Source organism: Acidimicrobiia bacterium, from assembly GCA_018057765.1.
Classification (GTDB): Bacteria; Actinomycetota; Acidimicrobiia; order IMCC26256; family JAGPDB01; genus JAGPDB01.
In genome coordinates this window covers 1-26,159 of record JAGPDB010000014.1, presented here as the reverse complement: position 1 = coordinate 26,159, position 26,159 = coordinate 1, and the positions used below count along the sequence as shown (strand labels likewise).

Annotated in this window: 24 protein-coding genes; 14 read left to right on the top strand and 10 right to left on the bottom strand. The window is 35.1% G+C overall.

What is annotated here, in order from left to right; all coding sequences use genetic code 11:
• Positions 1 to 73 precede the first annotated feature (73 nt).
• Positions 74 to 1,153 (bottom strand): DUF1338 family protein, encoded by a 1,080-nt coding sequence (locus KBF89_05765; protein ID MBP9115836.1) that lies wholly within the window; start codon positions 1,151 to 1,153, stop codon positions 74 to 76.
• Between the two features lie 17 nt (positions 1,154 to 1,170).
• A complete protein-coding gene (locus KBF89_05760; protein ID MBP9115835.1) occupies positions 1,171 to 2,265 on the bottom strand; it encodes a saccharopine dehydrogenase NADP-binding domain-containing protein in 1,095 nt (364 codons plus the stop codon).
• 114 nt (positions 2,266 to 2,379) lie between these two features.
• Here KBF89_05760 and KBF89_05755 point away from each other — a divergent pair, with 114 nt between their 5' ends.
• From KBF89_05755 to KBF89_05735, 5 genes are all read left to right on the top strand, one after another.
• Positions 2,380 to 3,813, top strand: coding sequence for an FAD-binding oxidoreductase (locus KBF89_05755; protein MBP9115834.1), 1,434 nt, complete (start codon positions 2,380 to 2,382; stop codon positions 3,811 to 3,813).
• Positions 3,814 to 3,822: 9 nt separating this feature from the next.
• A complete protein-coding gene (locus tag KBF89_05750) occupies positions 3,823 to 5,400 on the top strand; it encodes an aldehyde dehydrogenase family protein (GenBank protein MBP9115833.1) in 1,578 nt (525 codons plus the stop codon).
• 124 nt (positions 5,401 to 5,524) lie between these two features.
• Positions 5,525 to 6,310 carry a transporter substrate-binding domain-containing protein gene (locus KBF89_05745; protein ID MBP9115832.1) on the top strand — a complete coding sequence of 262 codons (786 nt, stop codon included), beginning with the start codon at positions 5,525 to 5,527 and terminating at the stop codon, positions 6,308 to 6,310.
• Positions 6,311 to 6,353: 43 nt separating this feature from the next.
• Complete coding sequence (locus tag KBF89_05740) at positions 6,354 to 7,154, top strand: amino acid ABC transporter permease (protein ID MBP9115831.1); 801 nt, start codon at positions 6,354 to 6,356, stop codon at positions 7,152 to 7,154.
• A complete protein-coding gene (locus KBF89_05735) occupies positions 7,151 to 7,900 on the top strand; it encodes an amino acid ABC transporter ATP-binding protein (GenBank protein MBP9115830.1) in 750 nt (249 codons plus the stop codon). Before KBF89_05740 ends, KBF89_05735 begins: the two co-directional genes overlap by 4 nt.
• Here KBF89_05735 and KBF89_05730 read toward each other — a convergent pair.
• The 6 genes from KBF89_05730 to KBF89_05705 form a co-directional block, all read right to left on the bottom strand.
• A complete protein-coding gene (locus tag KBF89_05730) occupies positions 7,897 to 9,264 on the bottom strand; it encodes an aminotransferase class V-fold PLP-dependent enzyme (protein ID MBP9115829.1) in 1,368 nt (455 codons plus the stop codon). The genes KBF89_05735 and KBF89_05730 overlap by 4 nt on opposite strands.
• Positions 9,265 to 9,268: 4 nt before the next feature.
• The gene (speB, locus tag KBF89_05725) at positions 9,269 to 10,306 is read right to left on the bottom strand and encodes an agmatinase (protein MBP9115828.1); all 1,038 of its coding nucleotides are present in this window, start codon (positions 10,304 to 10,306) and stop codon (positions 9,269 to 9,271) included.
• A gap of 64 nt (positions 10,307 to 10,370) precedes the next feature.
• A complete protein-coding gene (locus KBF89_05720) occupies positions 10,371 to 12,971 on the bottom strand; it encodes an AAA family ATPase (GenBank protein ID MBP9115827.1) in 2,601 nt (866 codons plus the stop codon).
• The gene (locus KBF89_05715) at positions 12,971 to 14,251 is read right to left on the bottom strand and encodes a DNA repair exonuclease (protein MBP9115826.1); all 1,281 of its coding nucleotides are present in this window, start codon (positions 14,249 to 14,251) and stop codon (positions 12,971 to 12,973) included. Before KBF89_05715 ends, KBF89_05720 begins: the two co-directional genes overlap by 1 nt.
• A gap of 41 nt (positions 14,252 to 14,292) precedes the next feature.
• Entirely contained in the window at positions 14,293 to 14,616 is a 324-nt protein-coding gene (locus KBF89_05710; GenBank protein MBP9115825.1) for a 4a-hydroxytetrahydrobiopterin dehydratase, read from the bottom strand.
• Between the two features lies 1 nt (position 14,617).
• Positions 14,618 to 15,187, bottom strand: a complete 570-nt coding sequence (locus KBF89_05705) for a hypothetical protein (GenBank protein ID MBP9115824.1) — start codon at positions 15,185 to 15,187, stop codon at positions 14,618 to 14,620.
• 213 nt (positions 15,188 to 15,400) lie between these two features.
• On the opposite strand from KBF89_05705, the gene KBF89_05700 reads away from it, so the two are divergent.
• The 8 genes from KBF89_05700 to KBF89_05665 all read left to right on the top strand — a co-directional run bounded on the left by KBF89_05700 (position 15,401) and on the right by KBF89_05665 (position 23,455).
• Positions 15,401 to 16,429 carry an ABC transporter ATP-binding protein gene (locus KBF89_05700; GenBank protein ID MBP9115823.1) on the top strand — a complete coding sequence of 343 codons (1,029 nt, stop codon included), beginning with the start codon at positions 15,401 to 15,403 and terminating at the stop codon, positions 16,427 to 16,429.
• Positions 16,430 to 16,457: 28 nt separating this feature from the next.
• A complete protein-coding gene (locus KBF89_05695) occupies positions 16,458 to 17,606 on the top strand; it encodes a spermidine/putrescine ABC transporter substrate-binding protein (GenBank protein MBP9115822.1) in 1,149 nt (382 codons plus the stop codon).
• A gap of 72 nt (positions 17,607 to 17,678) precedes the next feature.
• Positions 17,679 to 18,509, top strand: a complete 831-nt coding sequence (locus KBF89_05690) for an ABC transporter permease (GenBank protein MBP9115821.1) — start codon at positions 17,679 to 17,681, stop codon at positions 18,507 to 18,509.
• Positions 18,506 to 19,402, top strand: a complete 897-nt coding sequence (locus KBF89_05685; protein ID MBP9115820.1) for an ABC transporter permease — start codon at positions 18,506 to 18,508, stop codon at positions 19,400 to 19,402. Before KBF89_05690 ends, KBF89_05685 begins: the two co-directional genes overlap by 4 nt.
• A gap of 31 nt (positions 19,403 to 19,433) precedes the next feature.
• Positions 19,434 to 20,177 (top strand): gamma-glutamyl-gamma-aminobutyrate hydrolase family protein, encoded by a 744-nt coding sequence (locus tag KBF89_05680; GenBank protein MBP9115819.1) that lies wholly within the window; start codon positions 19,434 to 19,436, stop codon positions 20,175 to 20,177.
• A 47-nt stretch (positions 20,178 to 20,224) separates the two neighbouring features.
• A complete protein-coding gene (locus KBF89_05675) occupies positions 20,225 to 21,532 on the top strand; it encodes a right-handed parallel beta-helix repeat-containing protein (protein MBP9115818.1) in 1,308 nt (435 codons plus the stop codon).
• 72 nt (positions 21,533 to 21,604) lie between these two features.
• Entirely contained in the window at positions 21,605 to 22,078 is a 474-nt protein-coding gene (locus KBF89_05670) for an HU family DNA-binding protein (protein ID MBP9115817.1), read from the top strand.
• Positions 22,079 to 22,240: 162 nt separating this feature from the next.
• Complete coding sequence (locus KBF89_05665) at positions 22,241 to 23,455, top strand: acyl-CoA dehydrogenase family protein (GenBank protein MBP9115816.1); 1,215 nt, start codon at positions 22,241 to 22,243, stop codon at positions 23,453 to 23,455.
• A gap of 11 nt (positions 23,456 to 23,466) precedes the next feature.
• Here the strand turns inward: KBF89_05665 and KBF89_05660 are convergent, their stop codons facing one another.
• Both KBF89_05660 and KBF89_05655 read right to left on the bottom strand, forming a co-directional pair.
• Complete coding sequence (locus tag KBF89_05660; GenBank protein ID MBP9115815.1) at positions 23,467 to 24,087, bottom strand: TetR/AcrR family transcriptional regulator; 621 nt, start codon at positions 24,085 to 24,087, stop codon at positions 23,467 to 23,469.
• A 48-nt stretch (positions 24,088 to 24,135) separates the two neighbouring features.
• Positions 24,136 to 25,146 (bottom strand): aldo/keto reductase, encoded by a 1,011-nt coding sequence (locus KBF89_05655; GenBank protein MBP9115814.1) that lies wholly within the window; start codon positions 25,144 to 25,146, stop codon positions 24,136 to 24,138.
• A gap of 88 nt (positions 25,147 to 25,234) precedes the next feature.
• On the opposite strand from KBF89_05655, the gene KBF89_05650 reads away from it, so the two are divergent.
• Entirely contained in the window at positions 25,235 to 26,158 is a 924-nt protein-coding gene (locus tag KBF89_05650) for a hypothetical protein (GenBank protein MBP9115813.1), read from the top strand.
• The last annotated feature ends 1 nt before the right edge of the window (position 26,159 follow it).

Here is a 26,159-nt window from a genome sequence, read left to right as displayed (position 1 = left end):
AATATAGTTCAAAACTGAACTAATTATAGAAACTCGTTAAAACAAAAAATATTCCTGATGATACATATTATTGTTATTCGATCTGATCTAATTCATCAACAGGATCAATCAAAGAATGGTTACCTTCTGTCATTTTAAAAATTCCGGTAGCATTACTAGCGTCAAAGGCTAAATCTAATTTTTTGGTCTCAGGGTCGATGTGGCGTTCAATAAATTCAAAAAATGAACCAGGTACGTCTAATTGGATAGTTTCACCAGAATCGTCAATGAAACAACGATTGATTGGATCTGCTCTATATGCTGTTTGGAGGACCCTTCCAGTTTTTGAGACCTCTATAGACTCTTTCATTGGTGACCCAAATTCGTTTTCTTCATTGACTAAATCGCTTAATATTTTTACTCTATCTGTAGCATGATTAAATGCATTACCTTCGGTTGATATCCAGGCCATTTCTGCAGAATGTTTAAAAATATTTTTATAGTCACTTAATTTTGGTATTGGGTGTTGACGAGCAAAAGCAGAGGTTATATTAGCCAAAAATTCACCACATTTTTCTCTTGGCAAAAAGTTATTATTAGACAAAAATTCAAGATCAGATTTTGTTTGTTCACTTAGTGGATCAATGGAGTCTTCGATCACATTGATAACTGCTTTTACAAAATTATCATCATCAACTTGTTCAGGATGGAATTCGCTTACGAAATATTGTGGAATTACTTCTGGAAAATCAGTGTGAGTATAGCTTCTTCCAGTCATTTTTAACTTTTCTAATGGATAAGTATTGTTATGAAAATAACCTAGAGCACGCAATATTCTTACTAAGGATTCTTCGCCAGATGGCAAATTGCCATTCCTATCGTATAACACAGTCCTAACGGCACCGTGATCAAACATGATGGTTCTTTCCTCTGTTAAATGTCGATCAAAATAAATTCTGGCATGTGGAACTCTTTGGAGCAGGTCAGCATATAGTGTGAGAAATAAACTAAATGACAAATGTGCCCTTGGAACATTTTCATCACCAAATGAAGATACAACATTAGGTATTAATATTACATGGGAAAACTCTTCGATATTTTTTTGACCAACTATCTCACGAATAATATTATATATAGTTATGTCCGTTGAGCACAATGACATTGATTTATCCATATATACCTATCTTCAAATCAGTCCGATGTATGCGATACCGCAATACCATCTGTAAAAAGTTTACCAAAACTTGTCTCTACAAGGTCTTTATACAATATATCTTCTTGGCGTATGAAACCTTGTTGTGGCAATATTGCTTTAGACACTAACTCTATTACTGCACAGCAGCTAGATGCTGTAGTCCATGATATTGCCCTCCAATTTGACCCATTAATCTCTCTCGCATGAAAAGCTCTAACATAAGTATCTCGTATAAATTTTCCTTCTTGCTCACCTTCAACAGCACTATAAATATAGACAACATCATCAGTAGATTGAGGTTTAGCTTCTGTTAGAACTTTTGCTAATGAGTTTCTATCTTGTCCCATACGCATTTCATTTGCCATAAAATTCATTAATTTACAATGTCCAGGATAGCGCAAAGTTTTGTAATCCAAACTCTCTAGTTTTCCTTGATATGTCTCAGTCATAGTCCCGCAACCACCACTTGTAATAAATGCTTCTAGTTTTATTCCGTTGATAATCACGGTTTCTAATTCGCTAAGCGACGGCACAATTTGTTTTTCGCCTTTACGGATTACTTCTGCATCATTTAAATATTCGTTAATTATTCCTTCAGCTGACCAATTAACAGAGTATCCAAGTAGTCCATGTGGAGTTCTAGGAAGTGCACCAACTCTAAGTTCTAATGAACGAACTTTATCGAATTTCCTCATTAAAGAAGAACCAATAATTCCTATCAGCCCAGGAGCAAGTCCACATTGTGGAACTAAAGCAGTTTTTGAATTTGCACTATTTTCTTTAACAAAATGTGTATGTGGAACATCTTCTGTTAAGTCGAAATAGTGAACTTGTGTTTTAATAGCTACTTTTACAATAAGTGTGTTTAAAAAATAAGGTAAACAACTAACAATTGCATCATAACCTTTTATTGAATCTTCTAGAACTTTTTCGTCAGTTACATCAATGCTTTGTGTAGAAAATGGGAAATCTGAACGAATAACTTGGTCGAAACCAGTAACTTCCACTCCATCGTAATGGAGCAAACTAGCAACTAAACTACCAACCTTGCCGAGACCGACTACAGCTATTTTCTTAATACTGCCTTGCATTTTCTCCCCTTACTATCAGTGTTTTATCCTAGAATTATGAGTATGATTTCGACTAGTTAGAACAAAAGCTTTAAGGGCTTTATTTCTTAATCTATAGAGACGATGATAGTAAATATGACTGACCAAAACGCGTTTAATGAACTTTGTGCCATAACGGGCCAGCAGTGCATTATTGGTGAAGATATTCCAGAGCGCTATTTTGAACCCTGGAGAGGCAAAATTGGATCAGCAATAGCAATTGTATTTCCTGAATCTATTGAGCATATTCAAAAAACTATTACTTGGGCTAAAAACGAGTGTTATAGATTGCTACCTCAAGGTGCGCGTACTGGACTTGTTGATGCATCAGTACCAAGTAAAGAAAATAGTGAAAACTCTGTAATAGTATCATTTGAAAAATACCGTTCGAACATGAAAATTAACGTTCAGGATCAAAGGTTGATTGTTGATGCTGGGTTCTTGTTAAGTGAAGTTAATGAATATTTAAAAACATTCGGCTATTTTTTACCTGTTAATGTAAGTTCTGACCCTATGGTTGGGGCTATGGCATCAACAAATATTGGAGGTTCATCTGTATTGCGTCATGGTGATTTTCGATCTTTAATGAAAGGTATCCAAGTAGTATTAGCGGATGTCGATCTAAGTGTTTATGATTCATTACAAAGACCTATAAAAGATAATTCTTCGTTGAACTTTACACAATCATTCTGTGGGTCATTTGGTCAACTAGGTTTTATAACTTCAGTTGCCTTGAAAGTCTTTCCAATAGAAAAAGCATCAACTACTTATTGGATTCCACTATCAAATGATGAAAATACTGCTTTATTAGTTAATAAACTTGAAAGTATAAGTGGTGATTTATTAGTCGCTTGTGAGATGGTTAGCTCAAATGTTTTAAAGGCAACAAATGAAAATTATTCAGAATTAAATTCTAAAATTGTTATACCTTATGTAAAAGATCAAGTTGATGTTTTATTTGTAGAGTTCGCTACTACATTAGAAAATGATGATATCAAAAATAAGGGTGAAGAAATTTTAGCTAAACTTGTAGAATTAGGTTTAGTAGATGATGCTTTGAACTTAGATTCATCAAAAACGTGGGAAATTAGACATAGTTTTTCTGAATCTGTGAGAAATTTTTCTAGGAAACTCATTACATGTGATATATCAACAACCAAAGATAAATTTTTTAAACTTAGAACAAGTATTCATAAAGAAATTTCTAAAATATATCCAGACCTTGTCATATGTGATTTCGGTCACGTTGGAGATGGTGGAATACATATGAATATTGCTATTCCAAAGTCTTTAAGTGATGTCGATTTTTCTGACGAAGATGTAAAGAAGATAAGAAGAGTAGTTAATGATTTAACCAATTTTTATGGCGGGAGTTTTTCGGCAGAACATGGATTAGGTGCACTAAATTCTGATTATTATCACGAATATATCCCCAAAGTTGATAAGTTGTTAACGAGAAGTTTAAAAATATTCTGTGACCCAGAAAATATTCTCGGTCATTCGTCAATAGATTTTATAACAGGAGAGTAGTGGAAATTTATGTTTAAGTTAAGTGACAAAATTATAGGTACTGATATTCCGAATACAGGAGATATTTCAGACGAAGTCTTTCGAGTATTAGATATATTGTCAATAAAGATCAATAGCTATGGTTTTAGTAGCTCAGAGAAAATAGATGATTCTCGAATAAATTTAAGAACTCCAATTACCGGTGAGGTTTATGGTTCTATATCTGCTACAACGATAGACGAAATTAAAGAAAAAATTTCTGATGCAAAAAGTTACTATAAAGAATATGCAATGATCCCGGCACCAAAACGCGGTGAGTTTGTAAGAATCTACGGAAATCTACTTAGAGAATATAAAAACGAATTAGGTTTTCTAGTTAGTGTTGATGCTGGAAAAATTTTAAGTGAAGGTTTAGGCGAAGTGCAGGAAATGATTGATATATGTGATTTAGCACTAGGTCAATCAAGACAACTCTTCGGAAAGGTAATTGCAAGTGAGCGACCTATGCATTCAATGCGTGAAACGTATTTGCCACTTGGTGTTGTTGGTATTGTTACAGCTTTTAATTTTCCTGTCGCTGTATTTGCGTGGAATGCTGCACTAGCATTTATTTGTGGTGACCCGGTCGTATTTAAACCTTCTGATAAATGCGTTGTTAGTGCCATTGCGATTTATGAATTAGCAAAGCGAGCCGCAAAAGAAGTAGGAATTGATGAGAATGTTTGTCAACTGGTTCTAGGTGGAATTGATGCAGCCAATACTATTGCGAGTCATGTAGATATAGCACTCTTAAGTGTGACTGGTTCAACTCTTGCCGGTGCTGCTCTTAGTAAAATTGTTAATGAACGTTTTGGAAAAATTCTTTTAGAGCTCGGTGGTAATAATGCGATGATTGTTACTCCAAGTGCAGATATTGAATTAGCAACGCGAGCAATTGTGTTTTCGGCAGCAGGTACTGCAGGCCAGCGTTGTACAACATTGCGTAGACTAATTGTTCATGAATCAATTTTTGAGAAATTGATGGAAAAAGTAAAAAAAGCATATGCAAGTTTAAAAATTGGTAATCCTCTTAATTCAGATACTTTGATTGGTCCTTTAATAGAAAGCAATTCTTCTCAAGCTATGGAATTAGCAATAGATAATTTAAGCAATAACGGACAAGTAGTTGTTGGGGGTGAGCGTATGTTCGATGCTGTTTATCCAGATGCATATTATCGAATGCCAGCCATTATAAAAATGGAATCTCACATTATAGATTTAGATCATGAAACATTTGCTCCACTTTTAAGTACTATCACATATTGTGATATTGAAGAAGCTATTGAGTTAAATAATAAAGTTCCGCAAGGTCTATCGTCATCCATATTTACAACAAATATTAAAGAAGCGGAATTGTTCATGTCACCAGTTGGTTCTGATTGTGGGATTGTAAATGTGAACATTGGTCCAAGTGGTGCTGAAATCGGTGGTGCTTTTGGCGGCGAAAAACAGACTGGCGGTGGGCGTGAATCTGGTTCAGATGCATGGAAGGCTTATATGAGAAGAACCACCAATACAATTAATTATTCAGATTCATTACCATTGGCTCAAGGCGTCGAATTCATTTAAAACGTAGCTTTATCCTTTTTAGCAGAGTTATCCACAGTTTTGTTGTGTACCCTAAACAAAATAGAACTTCGTGCATCCATGCTTTAAAAGCACTAGAGTCATTGTATTAAACCTAGGGGGTACAATGAAAAAAATATTAACGATAATTTCGCTGACTATTGTCTGTACATTAGTTTTTACAGCATGTTCTAAGAAAGAAGAGAAAAAAACTACTGAAGGTCTATCAACAGTAGAGGCTGGAAAACTGACAATCTGTTCTGACATTCCATATGCTCCATTTGAATTTTTAGATGGTAAAGATGTTGTTGGTATTGATGCTGATTTAATTTCAGCTATAGCTAAAGACAATTCTCTTGAAGCAAAATTCGTCGATACTGATTTCGATTCAATATTTGCTCAATTAAAAGCTGGTAAGTGCGACGTAGTTGCATCTTCTGTTTCTATAACAGATGAGAGGAAAATGTCAAATGATTTTTCTGATTCTTATTTCACAATCACACAGTCTTTACTAGTTAATAATAAAGATACAGAAACCTTGACAGATCTTGATAAATTATCTGGAAAAGTAATTGGCGTTCAAAGTGAAACTACAGGAGCCGATTTTGCAAAAGAATCATCAGAAAAAGATGGCTATACAGTCAAAGAATTTACTGGTGCGGATGAGCTTTTAAGCGCTTTACGTGCAGGTTCGATTGATGGTGTGATCCAAGATTATCCAATTAACGCATATGAGTCAACTACGAATGGTTCTGCAACTGTAACTAAAAAGTTCGAAGGTGATGAGGGTTATGGATTTGTAATTTCTAAGGATAATCCTGAACTTACTAAAGCCATAAATGTATCTTTGAAAAAGTTAAAGAGTAATGATACTTACGATAAAATCGTTGCTAAATACTTAGGTACTAACTAAGAACCATCAATTTTAGTTAAATTACAATAAGCTGGTGTGTAATATGATTGCACACCAGCTTATTTTGTATCCAAGACTTGCCGCTGGCGGAGTTGAGGGGATACTTGATGAATTTTTTTCTCTACGTATATTCAAAAAGGTTTTCCCCGAAATATTCTTAGAAGCTGCAAGAAATACTATTGTTTTTACGACTATAGCTTTTATTGGGGGGCTTTCATTTGGTCTGTTCTTAGCCTTAATGCGTACTTCCAAAAAGAAATATTTGAGATGGCCTTCTGCAACTTTTATCGATTTTATTCGCGGCCTACCTTTGTTGCTAATAATGATTGTGATCGGTTTAGGTTTCCCTATCCTATTTAAAGAATATAACTTAAATTTTCCTGGTCCTTTAAGTTTTTTTAATAATCTTTGGCCATTTGGTCGAGATGGTACGAAGTACATACCTGGTGCATTGGCGCTATCATTGGTAGCTGGCGCGTATATGGCAGAAACAATTCGTGCGGGTATTGAATCAGTCCCACGTGGCCAAGCTGAGGCTGCCCGTTCACTGGGTATGTCGAATACTCAGACGATGAAAAAAGTTGTTTTGCCACAAGCTTTTCGGACAATTGTTGGTCCACTGACAAATGAACTTGCATTACTATTTAAAGATACTTCTTTAGTTTCTGTTTTAGGAGTAGAAGTTGGTGGTAGAGAATTAACAAAGTTTGCACGTGATGCTACTAATCAACTCGCAAATACAACGCCACTAATTGCAGCGGGTATTTGTTATCTTTTAATTACTATCCCTCTACTTCAACTTGTGGCATTTTTTGAGCGTCGTGCGAAAGCAGGTACACGATGAGTGATGAAGTTGTAATAAAGTTTGAAAATGTTGCTAAATCTTTTGGTGACAAGGTCGTATTAAAAGATATTAATTTTAATGTTACTCGAGGAGAAGTTGTTTGTATAATAGGACCTTCTGGTTCTGGTAAATCAACCTTATTGAGATGTATTACACAGCTAGAAGAAATATCAACAGGTGAAATCACCGTCTTAGGTAAAGCGGTTTCAAAAATAAATAAAAAAGAGATAAATAAACTTCGTACTAACGTGGGTATGGTGTTTCAACATTTCAATTTATTTCCTCATATGACAGTCATCAAAAATGTTACCTTAGCGCTAGTAAAAGTAAAAGATATGAGCAAAGTTCAGGCTCGAAAGATCGCTTTGAGTGTATTAAAAGATGTTGGACTGAGTGATAAGATCGACATGTTTCCAGCATCGCTTTCTGGTGGACAGCAACAACGTGTCGCCATTGCACGATCATTGGCAATGAAGCCTGACATAATGTTATTTGATGAAGTGACATCTGCGCTTGATCCAGAATTAGTTGGTGACGTTTTACAAGTTATGCGAAAACTCGCTAATGAAGGTATGACTATGGTTGTGGTAACTCATGAAATGGACTTCGCTCGAGGCGTTGCAGACCGGGTAGTATTTATGGATGATGGAGTAGTGGTTGAACAAGGTGACCCAGAGGATATATTCACTAATCCAAAAAATGAGAGAACAAAATTATTTCTGTCTCGTGTACTTGACAGGCTTTAAGCTAATGAATCAATTATCAACTCTAAATCTTTAACTGTTGTATTCGGATTTGTTATACATAGACGTATAACAGTCTCGCCGTTAAATGATGTCGGTACTATGAATGCAAATTCATTTTCTAACAAAGTATTACACCAAGAAGTGTAATCTTGCCCAGTCCAACCTTTTCTTCTAAATAAGATCACGCTCAATTGTGGCTCAATCACTAACTCGAGATGGTCAGATTTCCTTATTAGTTCCCCGCCTTCATTGCTTACATCAACACATGTCGTTACAGCTGTTGAAAATGCATCGGTACCGTGAACTGCAAGTGCGAACCAAAGCGGCAATCCACGCGCACGTCTTGTCAAATGATGTGCATAGTCGGAAGGATTAAATTCAACTGTATCATTTACAACATCTAAATATTCTGCGTGTTGAGCGTGTGCAAGACGTGCATCTAGTGGGTCTTTATATATAAGTGCTGCACAATCATATGGTGAGAACAACCACTTATGTGGATCTACAACAAAACTATCGGCTTGTGTCACACCTTCAAATAACGGTGCTGTGGATTCACATAACATACCAGCACCACCGTATGCGCCATCAACATGAAACCAAACGTCGATATCATATGCTATTTTTCCTGTTTGATTTAGTTCGTCTACATAACCAGTATTTGTTGCACCGGCAGTTGCAACAACGCAAAAGAGTCGATCCCTATCTTCTTTTGAATATGAATTTAGTGCTGCTTGAAGATTTTCAGGAGTAAGTCTATTATATTCATCACCAGGAATCTCAAGTAAATCTACATCCATAGCTTGGGCTGCATGTTTGATTGAGGTGTGTGCACTTGGTGCACACGCTAATGCTAATCTAACCTTTTCCATTTCTGGATGCACTCTTCGAAACCAATGTCTTGCAGCAATAAGTGCAGATAGATTTGCGGCGGTTCCTCCAGAAACAAAAACACCAGCAGCGCTTTCTGGATAACCCACCATGTCCATGATAAAACGCAATGCTTGATTCTCAGCAGCTACTACTCCCGATCCCTCAAGCCAAGTGCCACCGTACATGGAGCATGCTGATACGACTAAATCAAAAAGTGATGCTGTGTTTGACGGTGCATTGGTTACGAAAGCTAAATATCTAGGGTGATCAGTAGATATTGTTGCAGGTTGAACTATATTTTCAAAAAAGTTAAATGCTTTATTTCCACCAAGTCCTTTATTTGTAATTACTCCATTAAATTTTGGTAAAAGTATTTCTGGTGGAACTGGCCCGCCGAGAGACGGCGGGTCTTGCTTTAGTCTCTCTAAAGTAAATTTTAATATTCGTTCTGCAAGCTCTGCTGTATCTTCATTAAAGTCGTGTAATCCCATTTGATTATTTCGAATTTATTTTTTTATAGGCGAGACCTGAGAGTACTTCCCATATAACTCCATGAGCATTATTAATAGTTACATCAGCCCAGTCATAGGGTGGCGATACCTCTACTAAGTCCATGCCTACTAAGTTTGTTTCCAGAGCAATTCGTCTAACAGTTTTTAATAGTTCAAGCGGAGTCATTCCACCGGGAGCTGGGGTTCCTGTTGCTGGTGCAAATCCTGGGTCTAATACATCTATGTCTACTGACATATATAAGAATTCTGTACCTTGTTTTGCTTCTTCTAATGCTTGACTAATTACCTTTTGTATGCCATCTTTGAACACTTCTTCCATAGTATGCCATCTCATACCTTGGTCCTTCATCCATTGAAATTCTTCAGTACCTGGCCAATAACCACGCAGTCCTACCTGTATAAAGTTCTCTCCTTTTACAGCACCAGATTCAATGAGTCGCCTCATGGGCGTTCCATGACTACAAAGATTTCCATCGACTATATTGCCTGTATCTGCGTGTGCATCAAAATGAATTATACCGACTTTTCCTTTACCATATTTTTCAGCTATTGCACTAAATGCTGGGTTTACTATTGAGTGGTCACCACCAATTGTTATTGGGAAGATATTTCTATTTGCTACTTCTAATACACGATCAAATATTGCTTTGCGTGAATATTCCCACATTCCAGCTTGGCATATTGCATCTGCGTAATCTACACATTTGAGTTTCTCAAATAGCTCAATCTCTAGGTCTATGTTAAAAGTACCAGGATGATATGCTCTTGCTCTAATTGCTTGTGGACCGAATCTTGCACCTGGCCGATTTGATGTATTGTCATCATAAGGCGCTCCAACTATTGCAACATCTGGTTTGAATGCATCAAGTTGTTCAGGCTCTGTAAGGTAAGGAAATTTTCCGAAACTCAACATACCTTGATAGCTTGGAGCATCTAATTGTTCTTGTAATCCTGGTGGTATTAGTGCCTCGAATTCAGGATTTATATTCTGTTGGCCGTTTTCAGTTTTACTATTTTCCATATGTCTATGTTATACGAACTTAGATTGCTGCGACTGTACTCACCTATGTTTGTCTTGATATAGCTTAGGTTAAGGTGAAGAGTTTTGCGTCTGTATTTGTTAATAGTGAGTCACGAACCCATTCATGGCACGTAAAGTAAAATATTTGACGTTTTTCTGCGATCTCGTTAATAATTGGCACAATAGATTTAAATCGTGTTTTATCGAAATTTACGGCAATATCATCAAACATCGCGGGTATAAAAGGAGCACGTTTATTGGTTTGCATAACGGCTAAGCGAAAAGCTAAATAAAGTTGTTCACTAGCTCCCCTTGAAAGCTTGTTGCTATCTAGTATTGATTTGGCGTTTCTGGCATTAAATAAACTTTGTTGTGACTTTGATTGGCTAATATTTTCAATATCTGTTTGTATAGATTCCCATTTGGAATTTGTCATTTTTGAAAATAGTTCTGATGCTTTTTTAGTAACCTCTGGTTGAAAGTTTTCTTGCCATTTATTAAAAGCAGACTCACATACTTTGGAACTAATATAAGCAAGCTTATATTTATTATGCAAGTGGCGTAATTCGCTTACTAATTCTTCTTGAATTAAATAGAGATCTTGAATAAGTGTCGATTTATTTAAAACTTCTTGTTTTTCACTCAATGTTCCAATTGATTGAGATATTTCATCTACTTTTTCTTTTATTTGTGCATTTTCAAAATTTGCATCCGAGAGATTAGAAAGTAAACTTTCAGATGATTGTCCTATAAAAACACGTTTAGCATTTTCTAATGTAGTGAAATTCTCCAATAATTGATTTTCGAGTTTTTCCATTTTAGTATTATGAACATCTGCTTGTGATTTCAATTCTTTTTGTTGCTTTGCAATGCCATTTAATGTATCTAGCCAATTTTGCGCATGAGTAATAGATAGAAAAGAAATATCATTTTCTTTTCTGTAATCTGATCGTTCAGCTAAATCGTTTATTGTGGAATAAAAGCTATCGAATTTCGAAGTCAGTCTTTTGATTGAATTTATAGTTTTATCTATTTGAATATTTATAGTTGTTAATGAATTGAAATCTTTAATATATTTTTGAACATGATTTGGTTCAATTTTCTCTTTAAAACCTGCTTTTAAGCAGCTATTACCATATGTACTACTTCCAATTTTGATATCTTCGAGTAATTTCACCTGTTCAAGTTTTTTTAATGAAAGTAATTGTTTGTTATGTTCAATTTCTATTTGAAGATGGTCAACCTGGCTTAAAGTTGGATTTATAGATGTTGTTATAACTTCTATTGGTGAATTTGACTTAATCGCATTTTTAGATGAAAGTAGATATCCAATTATGGTTGCAAATAATGCTGTCGCTCCAACGGCACTTATTGTAATATTTTTAAACATAAATCCAGCACCTATTAAAGATGTGAATAATATGGATGCAATTATAGTGTTCGTATTCTTGTATGATTTCTTCTCAAAAGTACTTGTATCATTGGTATTTTCTTTAATTTGAATTTTCGACTCTGCAGCATATTTTTCTAATTGTTTATTAGAGAGTTCTATTTTGCTCGACAAATTACTTATTTCATTTTTTAAATTTTCTAAAATCGACTTATTTGATGATCGTGATAAAATTTGATCTTCTATTACAGCTTCAAATTCTTGAGAAACAAGATATGTAGTTGTATCATCTGGATCGAGTGTTTCTTTTAAACGTAATGATATTTGCTCAAGATCTTTTAGCTGGCTCTGTTTCTCATTTTCTAAAGTATCTAAATCTTTTTCATCAGTAATTAAATGTTTTGATTGTTTTAATAATACATCGATGTCGTTTACCTCATCAACCAATTTTTCGTTATATGGCTGTGGAGAAATTGCTTTTAATTCATTAAATTTCGTGTATATTTCAATATTATCAATCATAGATTTAAGATTTTTAATCTCTAGTTCTATGGAGTCTGCTTCAGATCTAGTTTCAATACGTTCTATATTTAATTGTGCAATAGCACCTTCAAGATCATTTGATAGTTTTGAATCGGTTTTTAGTGCTTTAAGTTCTTTTTTATTTTCATCAATCTTTTTCAATACGATATTGATTTCTTTTTTAGCTGTAGCATTTTCTAGGAACAAAGATTCACATTTTTCTTTAATTGTCTTGATCAATAGTGCGGGTGAAACTGATGTCTTAGCTTGTAATGCGCCAAAGATATATTCAACTTGCGTTTGATCTTTTAACATTGACTCAGATGTGTCTTTGTTTATCTCATCTAAAGATAATGAGTATATTGAAGAATAATTGTTATAAGAAATGCCATCTGTTAAGGTTCTTCTAAGGTCAAGGTTTGCTGGTAAAAATCGATTCTCTAATTTTGAACCATTCAATATTTGTCTAATAGTATTATTTTCAGAGCCACTGACGATTGATATCTCACCATTTGTAGAAATATCAATATTCTTAAATGTATCTTTATAGCTACTACTTATATTTTTTGTTCTATCTGAATGAAATTTTTCACCATTTGCAAAAAGCATCCAAGTGATAAAATCACGTATCCGAGATTTTCCAGTTTCGTTATCACCAAAAATTATATTCAATTCTGGAGATAAATCTTCAATATTTACTGGGTTTAAATTGGAGTACTCAATATGGATTGATGAAATGTATGGATTAGTCATTATTTAGTTTTTCCTAATAATTCATTATGTACTTGTGAAATATATTCTTTAACTTCTATTTCTGTATCTATAGGTACATAGTCTGAAACGTTAATCTCGCTTATTGATAAGGCATTAGATATTTTTAAAGCCTGTTTGCCATAGAGTTCATCTATTTCAATATTGCCTATAGAATCAATTTCTTGTTCGATGCTTTGAAAATATTCGCTGTTTTGCACAAGCTCTTCGAAACTTTCTGTTTGACTGTTGGTTTTGATCTCTGTAATTATTACTCCAGTAATATTCTCATTAATAATGTCTGTCAGGTCGTCAGTATCTATATATGAACCTTCAAACTCAATCAATGTTAAAACTAAACGACATAATATAAGTTGTGATATGTCTTCGTATTTATTCTCTAATTGCAGCTTAATGTTTTCGGCGATCTCTTCAACACTATTCGAATTCTCGATTGTTAAATCTTCTTTTATGTATCTGACGACATCCGTTTCGATAAATATAGAGATTGCTATCGATCCAGGATGTTCGAATTCGATTATCGATACGCCTTTGGCTTCACATTCTGAAGGTTTTGGGCTAAATGCTTGATGATTTCCACTATAAGCAACCAAAGGGTTATCTGAGAGAATTGCGCGTTTATGAATATGGCCTAGTGCAAAATAATCGTAATCATATGATGTCAAAGTTTTCAAACTACTTGGCGCATAGTTTGAATGATTTAAGTCTCCTCCAACATTTGTATGTAAGACTGCAATATTAAAATCTGCATTTGTTTTAGTCGGAAATTGTTTTGCTAAATTACGATCCTCGTTTTGGGTTGCATAGCTAACACCATGTATATCAACGCTATGACCATTGAATATAAAAGAAACTGTCTCTACTTCTTTATTGCTAAAAAGAAAAACATTTTTTGGCCATGAAGCTGAAATTTCAGAAATAAATTTAAGCGGATCATGGTTACCAACAGTGATAACAACTTGTATATTTTCTGATTCTAAAATTTTAAAGAAATTGAAAAGATAAGATCGGACACGATGATTCATTGCCGCATCATCTTTCATGTTAAATAAATCGCCGGCAATAATAAGAATATCTACTTTTTCGCTAATCGCGGTCTTAGAAATATTATTTAGAGCCAAAAGCGGGGCATCTCGTAATATAGCAATATCGCGATCGTCAATATACGCATTTTGACTAGTTCTTAAAGAACCACTTAATGCAGCATCTAAATGCAGATCTGCGCAATGCAGAATTTTGAGGGACGGAAACTTCAAGCTCATATAAACAAGCGTATCATGGCTGTGTGACAATTATTATATGCTTAGTTAATAGATTTTGCGACTTTATTCATTACCTTAGCTAGTTCTAAATCTTTTTCGCTCACACCTAAAATATCGTGGGTAGATAAATCAACTTCAACACGATTATATATATTTGTCCAATTAGGGTGGTGGTCTATTTCTTCACAAAATTCAGATACTTTAAACATAAAATTTATTGCCTTTGTAAAAGTATCAAATCGATATATTTTAGAAATAGATGCATCATTATGACGAAAACCATCAAGTTCAGAATTTTTCAACAATTCAACGATCTCACTATGTGAAAGTTTGACTATTTTATCTTGTTTATCTATATTGTCCATATCAAATCTCTACAAAATGGTTAATGCGCATTACTGCGTCACGGATTTTAATTGCATCACGCAAATCTTCTTCATCTTTTGATTCATTAATTCCAATATATGTTCCATCGTCGTCATAGTCCATAATTAATAGATGATTTTCATCTAATAACCAAAAATCAATGGCACCCCAGCGGTTAAAAATTACATCTAGCTCATTATCGTCACACGTAAGATCAAAATCATCTTCACTAATAAGTCTAATAACTTCACCAGCTTTCGTAGTCATCTCGTAGGCATGTGTCATTTCAAATCGTAGATAGTCAGTCGAAGGGTTACAAACAATACGGGCGCGGTCCATTCTTGCTCCAACAGCAATTTTAGATTTAACTAAATCACACCATTTTATCATGCCATCATTATTTGTAATATCTACATCTTTGCCAGCTAGATAGTCAGCGTAATCTTTAGCTTCATAATCAACACGGTATTCTGGTAATGATTCGAGTCTAAATGCTGATTTTTTAAATGATTCCCATGGGCTTTGATCTGAAAGATCGTGAGGTTTTGCATCTTGCGAAATATTTTCCATACGTTTAATTTAGGTTAGAAGTTTAGATATATTCAACTCGCCGTATGAAAAATGTTTTTATACCTTATAAATATTGATACAATCCTCTAATTCCACCATATTGGACAACATTAGGTATATGATTTAGTCGTGGATTCCAAATCACCAGAAGAGTCAGTTGACTCTGTTATCAAATTAGATAATGTATCAAAGATTTTTGAAAAATATGTTGCCGTGGAAAATGCCAATTTTGAAATAAAAAAAGGTGAATTTTTCTCGATGCTTGGACCATCTGGTTGTGGTAAAACAACAACACTTCGAATGATTGCAGGTTTTGACTTGCCGACTAAAGGCCGGGTGCTTTTAGAAGGCGAAGATGTATCAAGAACACCTCCATTTAAACGAGATGTGAATACAGTATTTCAACAATATGCATTATTCCCTCATATGTCTGTACTCAAAAATGTAATGTTTGGACCAACAATAAAAGGTGTAAAAAAAGGCGAAGCTAAAAAGCGTGCAATGAAAATGCTAGAAATAGTAAAACTGGAACAATTTGCAGATCGAAAACCAGCGCAATTAAGTGGTGGTCAACAACAAAGAGTTGCATTGGCCAGAGCCCTGGTAAATATGCCTAAAGCACTATTGTTAGATGAGCCATTAGCTGCTCTTGACTTAAAATTACGTCAAAATATGCAACTTGAACTTAAACGAATTCAACGTGAAGTCGGTATAACGTTCATTTTTGTTACCCATGACCAACATGAAGCCTTAACAATGAGTGATCGTATTGCTGTCATGAGCCAAGGTCGCGTCGAACAAATAGGTACTCCTGAAGAGATCTATAATCATCCAAGTACTCAATTTGTTGCAAGTTTTATTGGTGATGCAAATTTAATAGAAGGAAAAGTTACAAAAGATAATGGCGGTGTTTTAACCATCGCTGTTGGAGATAATCAAATCCAGTCAGAATCAACTCCAGATGATTTAAAAGTTGGCGATGATGTAACAATAATGATAAGACCGGAAAGAGTTGTTCTGTTTCCTGAAAATTCAGCATCTAAACCAGATAGTAATTATTTAGAATGCACAGTAAGTTCACATACATTTGAAGGTGCACAGTCGCGATATTCACTCATTGGGCCAAATGGTCAAGAATTATTTGCATATGTTGATTGGGTGGATAATTTGGATGAACAGCTAGTAGGTTCACCATTGCGATTGACATGTGATCAAAAGGTAGTCAGAGCATTCAAGAAATAAATATAAACAAAATGATAATGGGGGAATAATGACAAACGAAAAAAAAGAAGTATCAAGCGGATTACAAGTAAATCGTAGAGATTTCTTAAAATCCATTGGAATTATTGGTGGTACGCTAGCAATATCTCCTGCAATTCTCGCAGCATGCTCTAGTGGTTCTTCTAGTAAAGCTAAATCGGTAACTATTTCGAACTGGACGTCATATATTTCAGATCAATTAAAAAAAGATTTTGAAAAAGATACCGGAATAAAACTCACATACATTGAAGATATAAATGATAACAGTGAATATTTTGCAAAAATCCAACCAGTACTAAATCGCAATGAATCTATTAACCGCGACGGATTTATGTTAACTGACTGGATGGCTAACCGCATTATAAATCAAGTTAAATGGGCACAACCACTAGATGATTCTAAATTTCCTAATAAGAAAAATCTAACTTCAAATTTGGCTTCGCCTAGTTTTGATAAAACTCGTAAATATTCAGCACCATGGGCGTCAGTACCTGCCGGTATTGCTTATAATATTGCACAGACAGGAAAAGAACTTAAGACCTTTGATGATTTCTTAGCTGTTTCGGGTACAAAAACTGTACTTTCAGAGATGAGAGATACAATTGGAATTATTGGTTTGGCAAAAGGAATTGATATTGAAAATTCAGGCATGAAAGAATTCGGCCCAGTCTTTGATGATTTGAAGAATTACATTGATTCAGGGAAAATTAGTGGTATAAATGGAAATGAATATGTTACAGATTTAAGTGGCGGTAACCTAGCTGCATGTTTCGCTTGGGCCGGCGACGTTGCCCAAATTACCATAGATAACCCTGACGTTCGTTTTTATGTTCCAGAATCAGGTGGAACAAATGCATCGGATAACTTCATGATCCCTATTTCTTCGGATAAACCAGGTTTGGCCACAGAATTTATTAACTATTTTTATGATCCAGTAGTTAGTGCTAAATGGGTTCAGGAAGTTCAATTTATTTCACCTGTAAAAGGTGTAGGTGAAGAATTAAGAAAACTTGGTGGAGAAGCTGCAAAACTTGCAGATAACCCATTAGTAAATCCATCAGATGAATTTTTAGAAAGTCTAAATATCTTTGCATCACTTAGTGAAAAAGATGAAGAAGAATTCGATGCTAGATCATCTGAAATAACTGGTGCCGGATGAGACTAATTAATGGCTGAAGATATAGAGGTAGAAGAAACCGTAAAAAGAAAAAGAAGATTTGCTCCAGTAGCAATGCTTTCTCCTGGAATAATCTGGTTAATTTTATTCTTTCTGATACCTCTAATTTCTTTATTTATTAAATCACTTTCAGTAAGGCCAACCAGGTTTGGAAACGTTAAGTTTGCTTGGGAATGGTCAAATTATTCGACTGCATTCACAGATTACGGAGCACAATTTCAAAGATCTTTCACCTATGCCATCATTGCAACAATTATTGCAATATTTTTAGCATTCCCACTCGCATATATAATAGCTTTCAGAGCTGGACGATGGAAAAACTTTTGGATGGGCATAGTAATGGTGCCATTCTTTACGAGTTTCTTAATTAGAACATTAGCTTGGAAAACTATTCTTGGCTCACATGGACCTATTTTCTCTCACTTTGTTGGACCTAATGCAACTATCTCAATTTTGCCTAGTGATTTTCAAGTTTTAAGAACACCATATGCTGTAATTGGTGGACTCGTATATAACTTCTTACCATTCATGATTCTTCCTCTATACGTTGCATTAGAAAAAATCGATCCAAAATTAATGAATGTTGCACGCGATCTATATGCAAATACATTTATAGCATTTCGAAAGATAATTCTACCTATGGCTGCACCAGGAATCTTTGCAGGTAGTCTTCTAGTCTTTATTCCTGCTGCAGGCGATTTTGTTAATACATATTATTTAGGTTCAGCAAAAACATCTATGATAGGTACAGTTGTACAAGACCAATTTTTGCGTCAAAGTAATTATCCTGTAGCATCGGCACTTTCTTTTATATTTATGTTGATTGTTGTAATTCTATTCATAATTTACAGTTCAATTTTTGATGCAGAGGATTTAGCTGGATGAGTGATAAAGAAACTTACGTTGAATCAAGAGGGGGAAAATTAGGCCGCTGGGGAGTTAATATTTCTGGAACCCTTGTAATGATCTATCTATTTATACCAATTTCAATCATTCTGATTTTTAGCTTTAATGACCCTTCATCAAAATTTAATTTAGTTTGGAAAGGCTTCACGACTAAACATTGGGTAAAAACAATTATGGGCGGAGAGCCTAATAAATTTTATTATCCAGAATTAAATAATTCTCTATATAGATCTATATATATTGCATTGGGTTCTTCTCTAATCGCAGTGATCCTTGGTTCACTTATAGCTTTTGCTCTAGCGCGAAGGAAAATAAAAGGTTCTGGTGCAATCGCAGGTTTTCTAGTTTTGCCGCTTACTACACCAGAAATAGTTCTTGGTGCTTCACTCCTAACACTATTTTTAGACTTCACATATAAAATAGGTGGACATACTTTAAAAATTCCTTTTGGTATGCCAACAATATTTATTGCACACATAATGTTTTGCATGAGCTATATAACATTAACAGTAAAAGCGCGATTACGAGGTTTCGATTGGGCCATAGAAGATGCCGCCAAGGACTTAGGTGCAAACGGGAGACAAACTTTTTTTAAAGTAATATTTCCACTAGCACTGCCTGGTATTTTTGCAGCATTTTTATTATCTTTTGCTTTATCTTTTGATGATTTTATTATTACTCTATTCGTAAGTGGTGACGTTAAAACATTCCCTATTCAAGTTTTTGGTCAATCTAGAACTGCTATCCCTCCTCAGATAAACGTACTATCGAGCATTTTATTGATAATAACTACAACAATATTTATAATTCCGACAGTTTTATCTATTCGAAAACAGAAAAAAATTGCTAAGATACGTGCAAATACTCCTTGAGAGTTTACCTTAATAGCCCGAAGAGACTTACATGAAACCCAGAATATTAATAGCTACTCGACCTTCAAGTGATGCTGCTCCTAAACATGAACCTCGTTTTAGAGAATATGTTTATCAAGCTGATATTGATGCATTGCGGAGCCAAGGAGCTATCGTGACATTGATGCCTATATCTTCGCTTGAGGATATGCCAACTATATTATCAGCGATTGATGGAGTTGTAGTCCCGGGTGGTCGTGATATTGACCCAAAATATTATGGACAGGAATTAGGAGAAAATACAAAAATTCCTCACGAAGCTTTAGATAAAAGTGATTTTGCTCTATTGAAAACTGCGCAAGAAATGCAAATTCCAACATTGGGAATTTGTCGTGGTATGCAAGCACTGAATGTTTTTAAAGGCGGTTCTTTAAATCAAGATATCGCTGGTAAGAGATCTGACCATCCTATATTAGGAGAGACATTTGAAGAGAGATCTGCAGTCAGGCACAGAGTAGATATTGTTTCAGGAACTTGGTTTGATAAAATATTTCCAACGAATGAAATAACTTCCAATTCGGTACATCATCAATGTATTGACCAACTAGGTAAAGATCTACTTATTGGTGGTTACGCTAGTGATGGGACAATTGAAGCTATAGAAACTACTTCAGATTGGTTCGCTGTTGGAGTCCAGTGGCATCCAGAACTATTTGGGAATCCATCAATAATTTTTGGCCGTTTCCTTGAGGAAGTTGCACTCTTTCGTACACTAAATAATCGACGAGAAGAATAAACTTTTTAAAGCCTTAAAAGTACTGCTGACTGGTTTAAAATTCAGATGTGAAATATATAAAGTTTTTTGTTATCGCAATAGTTTCGATATTACTTTTGAGCTTGAATGCATGTTCATCAGATTCGAAAGTATTACAAAAACCAAAAATATTATCTATTACTAATGGCCAATCGATTCAAAGCGCTATTGATAAATCTAAACCTGGAGATCTTGTCTTGATTGAACCAGGGAAATATTCAGGATCGATTGTCATCAAAACCAAAGATATAACTTTGCGAGGCCTTGATAGAAATAGTGTCATTATTGATGGTAGTTATGAACAAGATAATGGAATCATTGTCGCTAGCGATGGTGTACGTATAGAAAACTTAACAGTACAGAAATTTCGTGATAATGGTGTTTTAATACAAGGAGGCTACGAATATCCAAATAATATAAGCACTAAAAACCCAAAAAAGACTTCCAATATTTCTTCAGCCATAGAACGTTTTAGTGTCCAATATATAAATGCAAATAGCAACGGTATCTCCGGCATTTCTTCATCATTGGCAAAAAATGGTGTGATTGAAAATACATTTACTTACGCAAATGCTAAGGCAGGTATCTATATTGGTCAATGTAAGCCTTGCAATATAGATGTTGATAATAACTATGCAACTTTTAACGGATTAGGTTTTCAAGGAGAAAATTCAGCTAGTGAACTTTATGTTTATCAAAATGAATTCACAAATAACCAATCAGGTATATATCTATTAAATGATTCAAATAATAAAGAAGTATTTCAGGGCAATACTGTCATTGCAGCAAATCTTGTTTCTAATAACAATAATGAAGATGCTCCAAATATAAATCCAGATATTTTTGGTTATGGGGTAGTGATTGCTGGTGGAACATCTAATTCTATAGTCGGTAATTCTATTATTGATCATATAGTTGGTGGGATAATTTTGACTTCACAAAAAGATTTTTTGCCAATGAATAATAAAATATCAGAGAACTTTATAGGGAAACAGAAGAAAAACTTAGTCGGCAATGGAGCTATTGATATACAGTATTTTATTTCAGGCCGACCGAATGTAATGAGCTTGGGGAATTGTTTTAAAGATAATACTTTTGGATCCTCAAATATAGAAAAAATAGAATCGGTACTAACTTGCCAAGGTGCTACACCTGGGCCATTTGCTGCCTCTTTTAGACCTAAATCAAAAACAAAGACCCCACCAGTTTATTCATCTATTAACTTGTCAGAAATAACAGAACCCCAAATGCCAGGTGACCTAAAACAACTACCTAAGCAAATAGTGAAAATATTGTCTCCAGATTTAACGCTATTGAAAGTACCAACATCTAAATAAAATCAATAAAATAAGAGTTAAATGCAACATTTAGTGTTAATAATGTGCAAAGCTATTACTAACTTAAACCAAATGGAGGATAAAGTGAATAGAAAAGAACTCGTTGCAGAAATTGCAGAACGTGCTGAACTAGAAAAAAAGAAAAGTGATGAAGTGTTACAACACATCGTCGAAATAATTATGCAAAGCGTTGCAAAAGGTGAAACTATTGCAATTCCAGGATTTGCAAAATTTGCTCGCGTAGATCGCAAAGCTCGTATGGGTCGCAACCCTGCAACTGGCGAAACTATAAAAATCAAAGCTTCACGTAAAGCAAAGATCACACCTTTGAAAGCTTTCAAAGATGCTGCGCTTACTGGAAAAATGGCTGCTTCTAAAGTTGCTGCGAAACCAGCTGCTAAAAAAGCAGTTGCTAAGAAAGCTCCAGCTAAGAAAGCTCCAGCTAAAAAAGCTCCAGCTAAAAAAGCAGTTGCTAAAAAAGCTCCAGCTAAAAAAGCTCCAGCACGTAAAACTGCTGCAAAGAAAACTACTGCTAAAAAACGATAGTTTATAGCGCTAAAATATAATGTCTAAAGAGGCTCCTTGCGAGTCTCTTTTTTTATGCCAAATTATGCCAAGACTCAACCTAGATTGAGAATTGCATACAAAGTACTTAATTTCCGTTTAGAATATACCGATATCGCTTAATGAGTATTAATAGGAGTGTCAATGTCAGGTTTTAATGTAGAGCTTACGGAAGATCAAGTACAAATAAAAGATTGGATTCACGAGTTTGCTGTGAATACTATTCGTCCAGTTGCATCTGATTATGACGAACGTGAAGAAACCCCTTGGGAAATAATTCAAGAAGCTGCAAATATAGGATTGTATTCTTGGGAATTTTTAGCGCAGGCTTTCACTGATGAAACTGGAATCACCATGCCAATTGCAATGGAAGAATTATTCTGGGGCGATGCTGGTATTGGCTTATCGATAATGGGGACAGCACTCGGCGTTAGTGGAATAATGGGAAATGGTACACCTGAACAAATTGCTTTATGGATTCCACAGTGTTTTGGTACTAAAGAAAAAATAGGTCTCGCAGCATTTTGTGTAAGCGAACCAGATGCTGGTTCTGATGTTAGTTCACTTCGTACAAAAGCTGTTTATGACGAAGCAAAAGATGAATGGGTATTAAATGGGACAAAGACATGGATTACAAATGGTGGAATAGCCGACATACATGTTGTGGTAGCCAGTGTAGAACCAGAGTTGCGCTCACGCGGTCATGCAAGCTTTATTGTTCCACCAGGAACCAAGGGCTTATCTCAAGGCCAGAAGTTCAAAAAACATGGTATTAGAGCTAGCCACACTGCAGAAGTTGTTTTAGATGATGTTCGTATCCCAGGGTCGATGCTATTGGGTGGAAAAGAGAAACTAGATGCTCGTATTGCTAAAGCTAAAGAAGGTAAATCTTCTAAAACTCAAGCTGCAATGAGTACATTTGAAGCATCGCGTCCGTTAGTTGGTGCTCAAGCAATTGGGATTGCTCGCGCGGCCTATGAATATGCTCTTGAATATGCGAAGGGAAGGGTACAGTTTGGTCGTCCTATAATTCAAAATCAGGCTATTGCTTTTTCTTTGGCTGATATGGTGACTGAAATTGATGCTGCGCGACTACTAGTTTGGCGTGCTTGTTGGATGGCTAGAAATGGGAAACATTTCGATACTGGTCAAGGCTCAATGTCAAAACTAAAAGCTGGTGAAGTAGCTGTGAGTGTTACTGATCGTGCGATTCAAATTTTAGGTGGATATGGTTATACCCGTGATTATCCAGTTGAGAGATGGCATCGTGATGCAAAGATATATACGATTTTTGAAGGAACTTCTGAAATTCAGAGACTAGTTGTTGCTCGTGCAATCTCTGGTGAACACATAGTTTAATTTAACTCCTATTATTCGTTAATACCGCGCATACCCTTCCATGCAAGGTCGCTTACCCATTTACGAAATTGTTCTTCTGTTATATTTTCAACTTCAGAATCAATTTCTTTAAGATAGAAATATTTTGCAGCTGATTCTGCCATACCAATTATTGCGTGAGCGATTAGTCTACGCTCTTCATCTTCTATTTGATCAATAACTAGCGATGTAACATGATCACAAAATTGTTCAAGTACCTTATTTTTTACAACAACAAAATCAGTATCACTTTTTGAACTTGATGTGAATAGTAATCTAAAAGCAGCTTCATCGTCTCGGACGAAATTAAAATATGCATCAAAACCTAAGGTGACTTGTTCACGAAGTGTTGAACTTTTTCTTGTTGCAATAGATATAGAATCTATTAATCTTGATCCACCATCTTCTAATACTGCAATATAAAGAGCACGTTTCGAATCAAAATGTTGGTATAAAACTGGTTTAGTAATACCACCAGCAAAAGCTATATCATCCATAATAGTCGCCGAAAAACCGCGTTCAGCAAAAACGTTAGTTGCAACATCTAATAGCTGTCTACGACGATCATGTGCGCGCATTCGAGTTGTTGCTTTTGACAAATCCTTATTTACCATATTACGATCTTAGTAACTTAGGAGATGGATGTCTACTTATTGGTAGCTTTAGCTTCGCATTTCCATATCGAAACGATTTTCATGGTCAAAGTTAGAGTCAAAAAGCGCCCATAATTTTTCAGCTTCATCTGATGTTAAAGGATTATCATTACCACTTGCATATTCACGAATCTCTTCGACATTTAGACAAGTAGGTAATACACAAGCAAACTTCTTCTCGGCAAGAATTGCTGCAATAGCTGCTTGTCCTATTGTTCTATTAGTTCCCGGTGCCCACAAATATGAAAGTGTGTCGGCTTTATCTAAATTGTCGAGCATGTTATCTTTAACTCTGAATGAACGGTGGTCTCCAGTTTTAAACATATCATCTAGATTTTCGCGAGTTACTTTTCCAGAAAGAGAATCACTTGCGTGAGGTACACGAGAGATCATTGAGACTGAACCATCAATACACTTTTGATGTTTCATAAACGTTTTACTAGGTTCCTGCTCTAGAGCATTATAAACAGTTTGAAGTGAAACAATATTCCTTTTATCTAAGGAGATCATACCTTCATTTTCCCAGCCAATTGCAGGTCCAAGTGAAACTCCATAATAACGAATTTTTCCCTGCTCAACAAGGTCGTCAAGTGTTTCAAATAGTTCATCATTCTCAACTGCATCAAGTCGGATATTATGTAATTGCATTAGATCAATAGTTTCAAGACCTAATCGTTCTAAAGAATCTTCTGTTTGAGAAATTATTGAATTACGCGACCAATTGTGTGGTCGTTCACTGTGTTCTTTCGGTCGTTCTGCATGAATATCGTAGCCACATTTTGTAGTAACAATTATTTCATCTTTATGTTCTTTAATGAAATCTGCCATTATTGTTTCGCCGAGACCATTGTCACCATAAGCAGGAGCGGTATCATAAAAATTAATTCCACAGTCGAATGCAGTTTTTAACATGTCGGATGGATCGTCTGCTTGACCCCACCAGTTCGTTGCAATAGTCCAAGTTCCAAAACCTATTTCGGATACTAATAGATCTGTATTTCCTAATTTTCGTAATTTCATGGTTATATTCTATGTCCGATGAATTATAAATAAAGAAATTTGAGGTTGGCTAGACAAATTTAATAAGAATTTAGGTAATATATATGGTGTGAGTGATAATAATTCTTCGAATCAGTTGTTGAGCGTTGATGATATTAGTTCTAGTGCGATAAAAGATATTTTTTCAAGAGCATTGGAATTTAAATCTAAAGGTTTTTCGAATTCTAATATTTATAAGTTAGGTTATGAAAATGCTCCTGTAGTCGGTCTCGCATTTTTTGAACCTTCGACACGCACTAAGTTATCTTTTGATAGTGCAGCCCAACGAATTGGGTGTAAAACTATTGGCTTTGATGATCCCGCTTCAACTAGTTCCGCAAAGGGTGAACAGCTAGTCGATACAATTCGAGTAATTGAAAAATATTGTGATGCAATTGTTATTCGTCGTAAAGAATTTGGAACAATTGATATAATTCGAGATAATGTAACAAAACCAATAGTTAGTGCTGGAGTTGGTGCATACGAACATCCTACTCAAGGTTTATTAGATGTTTTTACAATAAGTCAACATCGTGATTTGAGTTCAATAAAAAATATTGTTTCATATGGTGACTTAATTAATTCACGTGTAATGTATTCCCAAGTTCGATTACTGGCAAGAGAAGGAATTACATTTACTTTTGTTGCAGATGATGATATGCAAATTGATTTTGTGTTAGAACAAGATTTAAAAAGTCGTGGGGCAAAAGTTGTTAGATCAAAATCCTTAATCGATGTAATTGAAGATGCTGATGTACTAAGTGTACTGCGACCACAAAAAGAACGATGGGGATCTACAGAACATAATATATATCCACCAGTAAATAACGAAACTATTTCTATGATGAAATCAGATGCATTAATTTTGCATCCTCTACCTCGAACAGGAGAGTTAACAATCGAAACTGATAGCGATCCTCGAAGCTTAATTTGGGAACAAGTTGAAAATGGTTTATTTATTCGTGCGGCAATTCTTGAATGGATGCTTTCTTAAC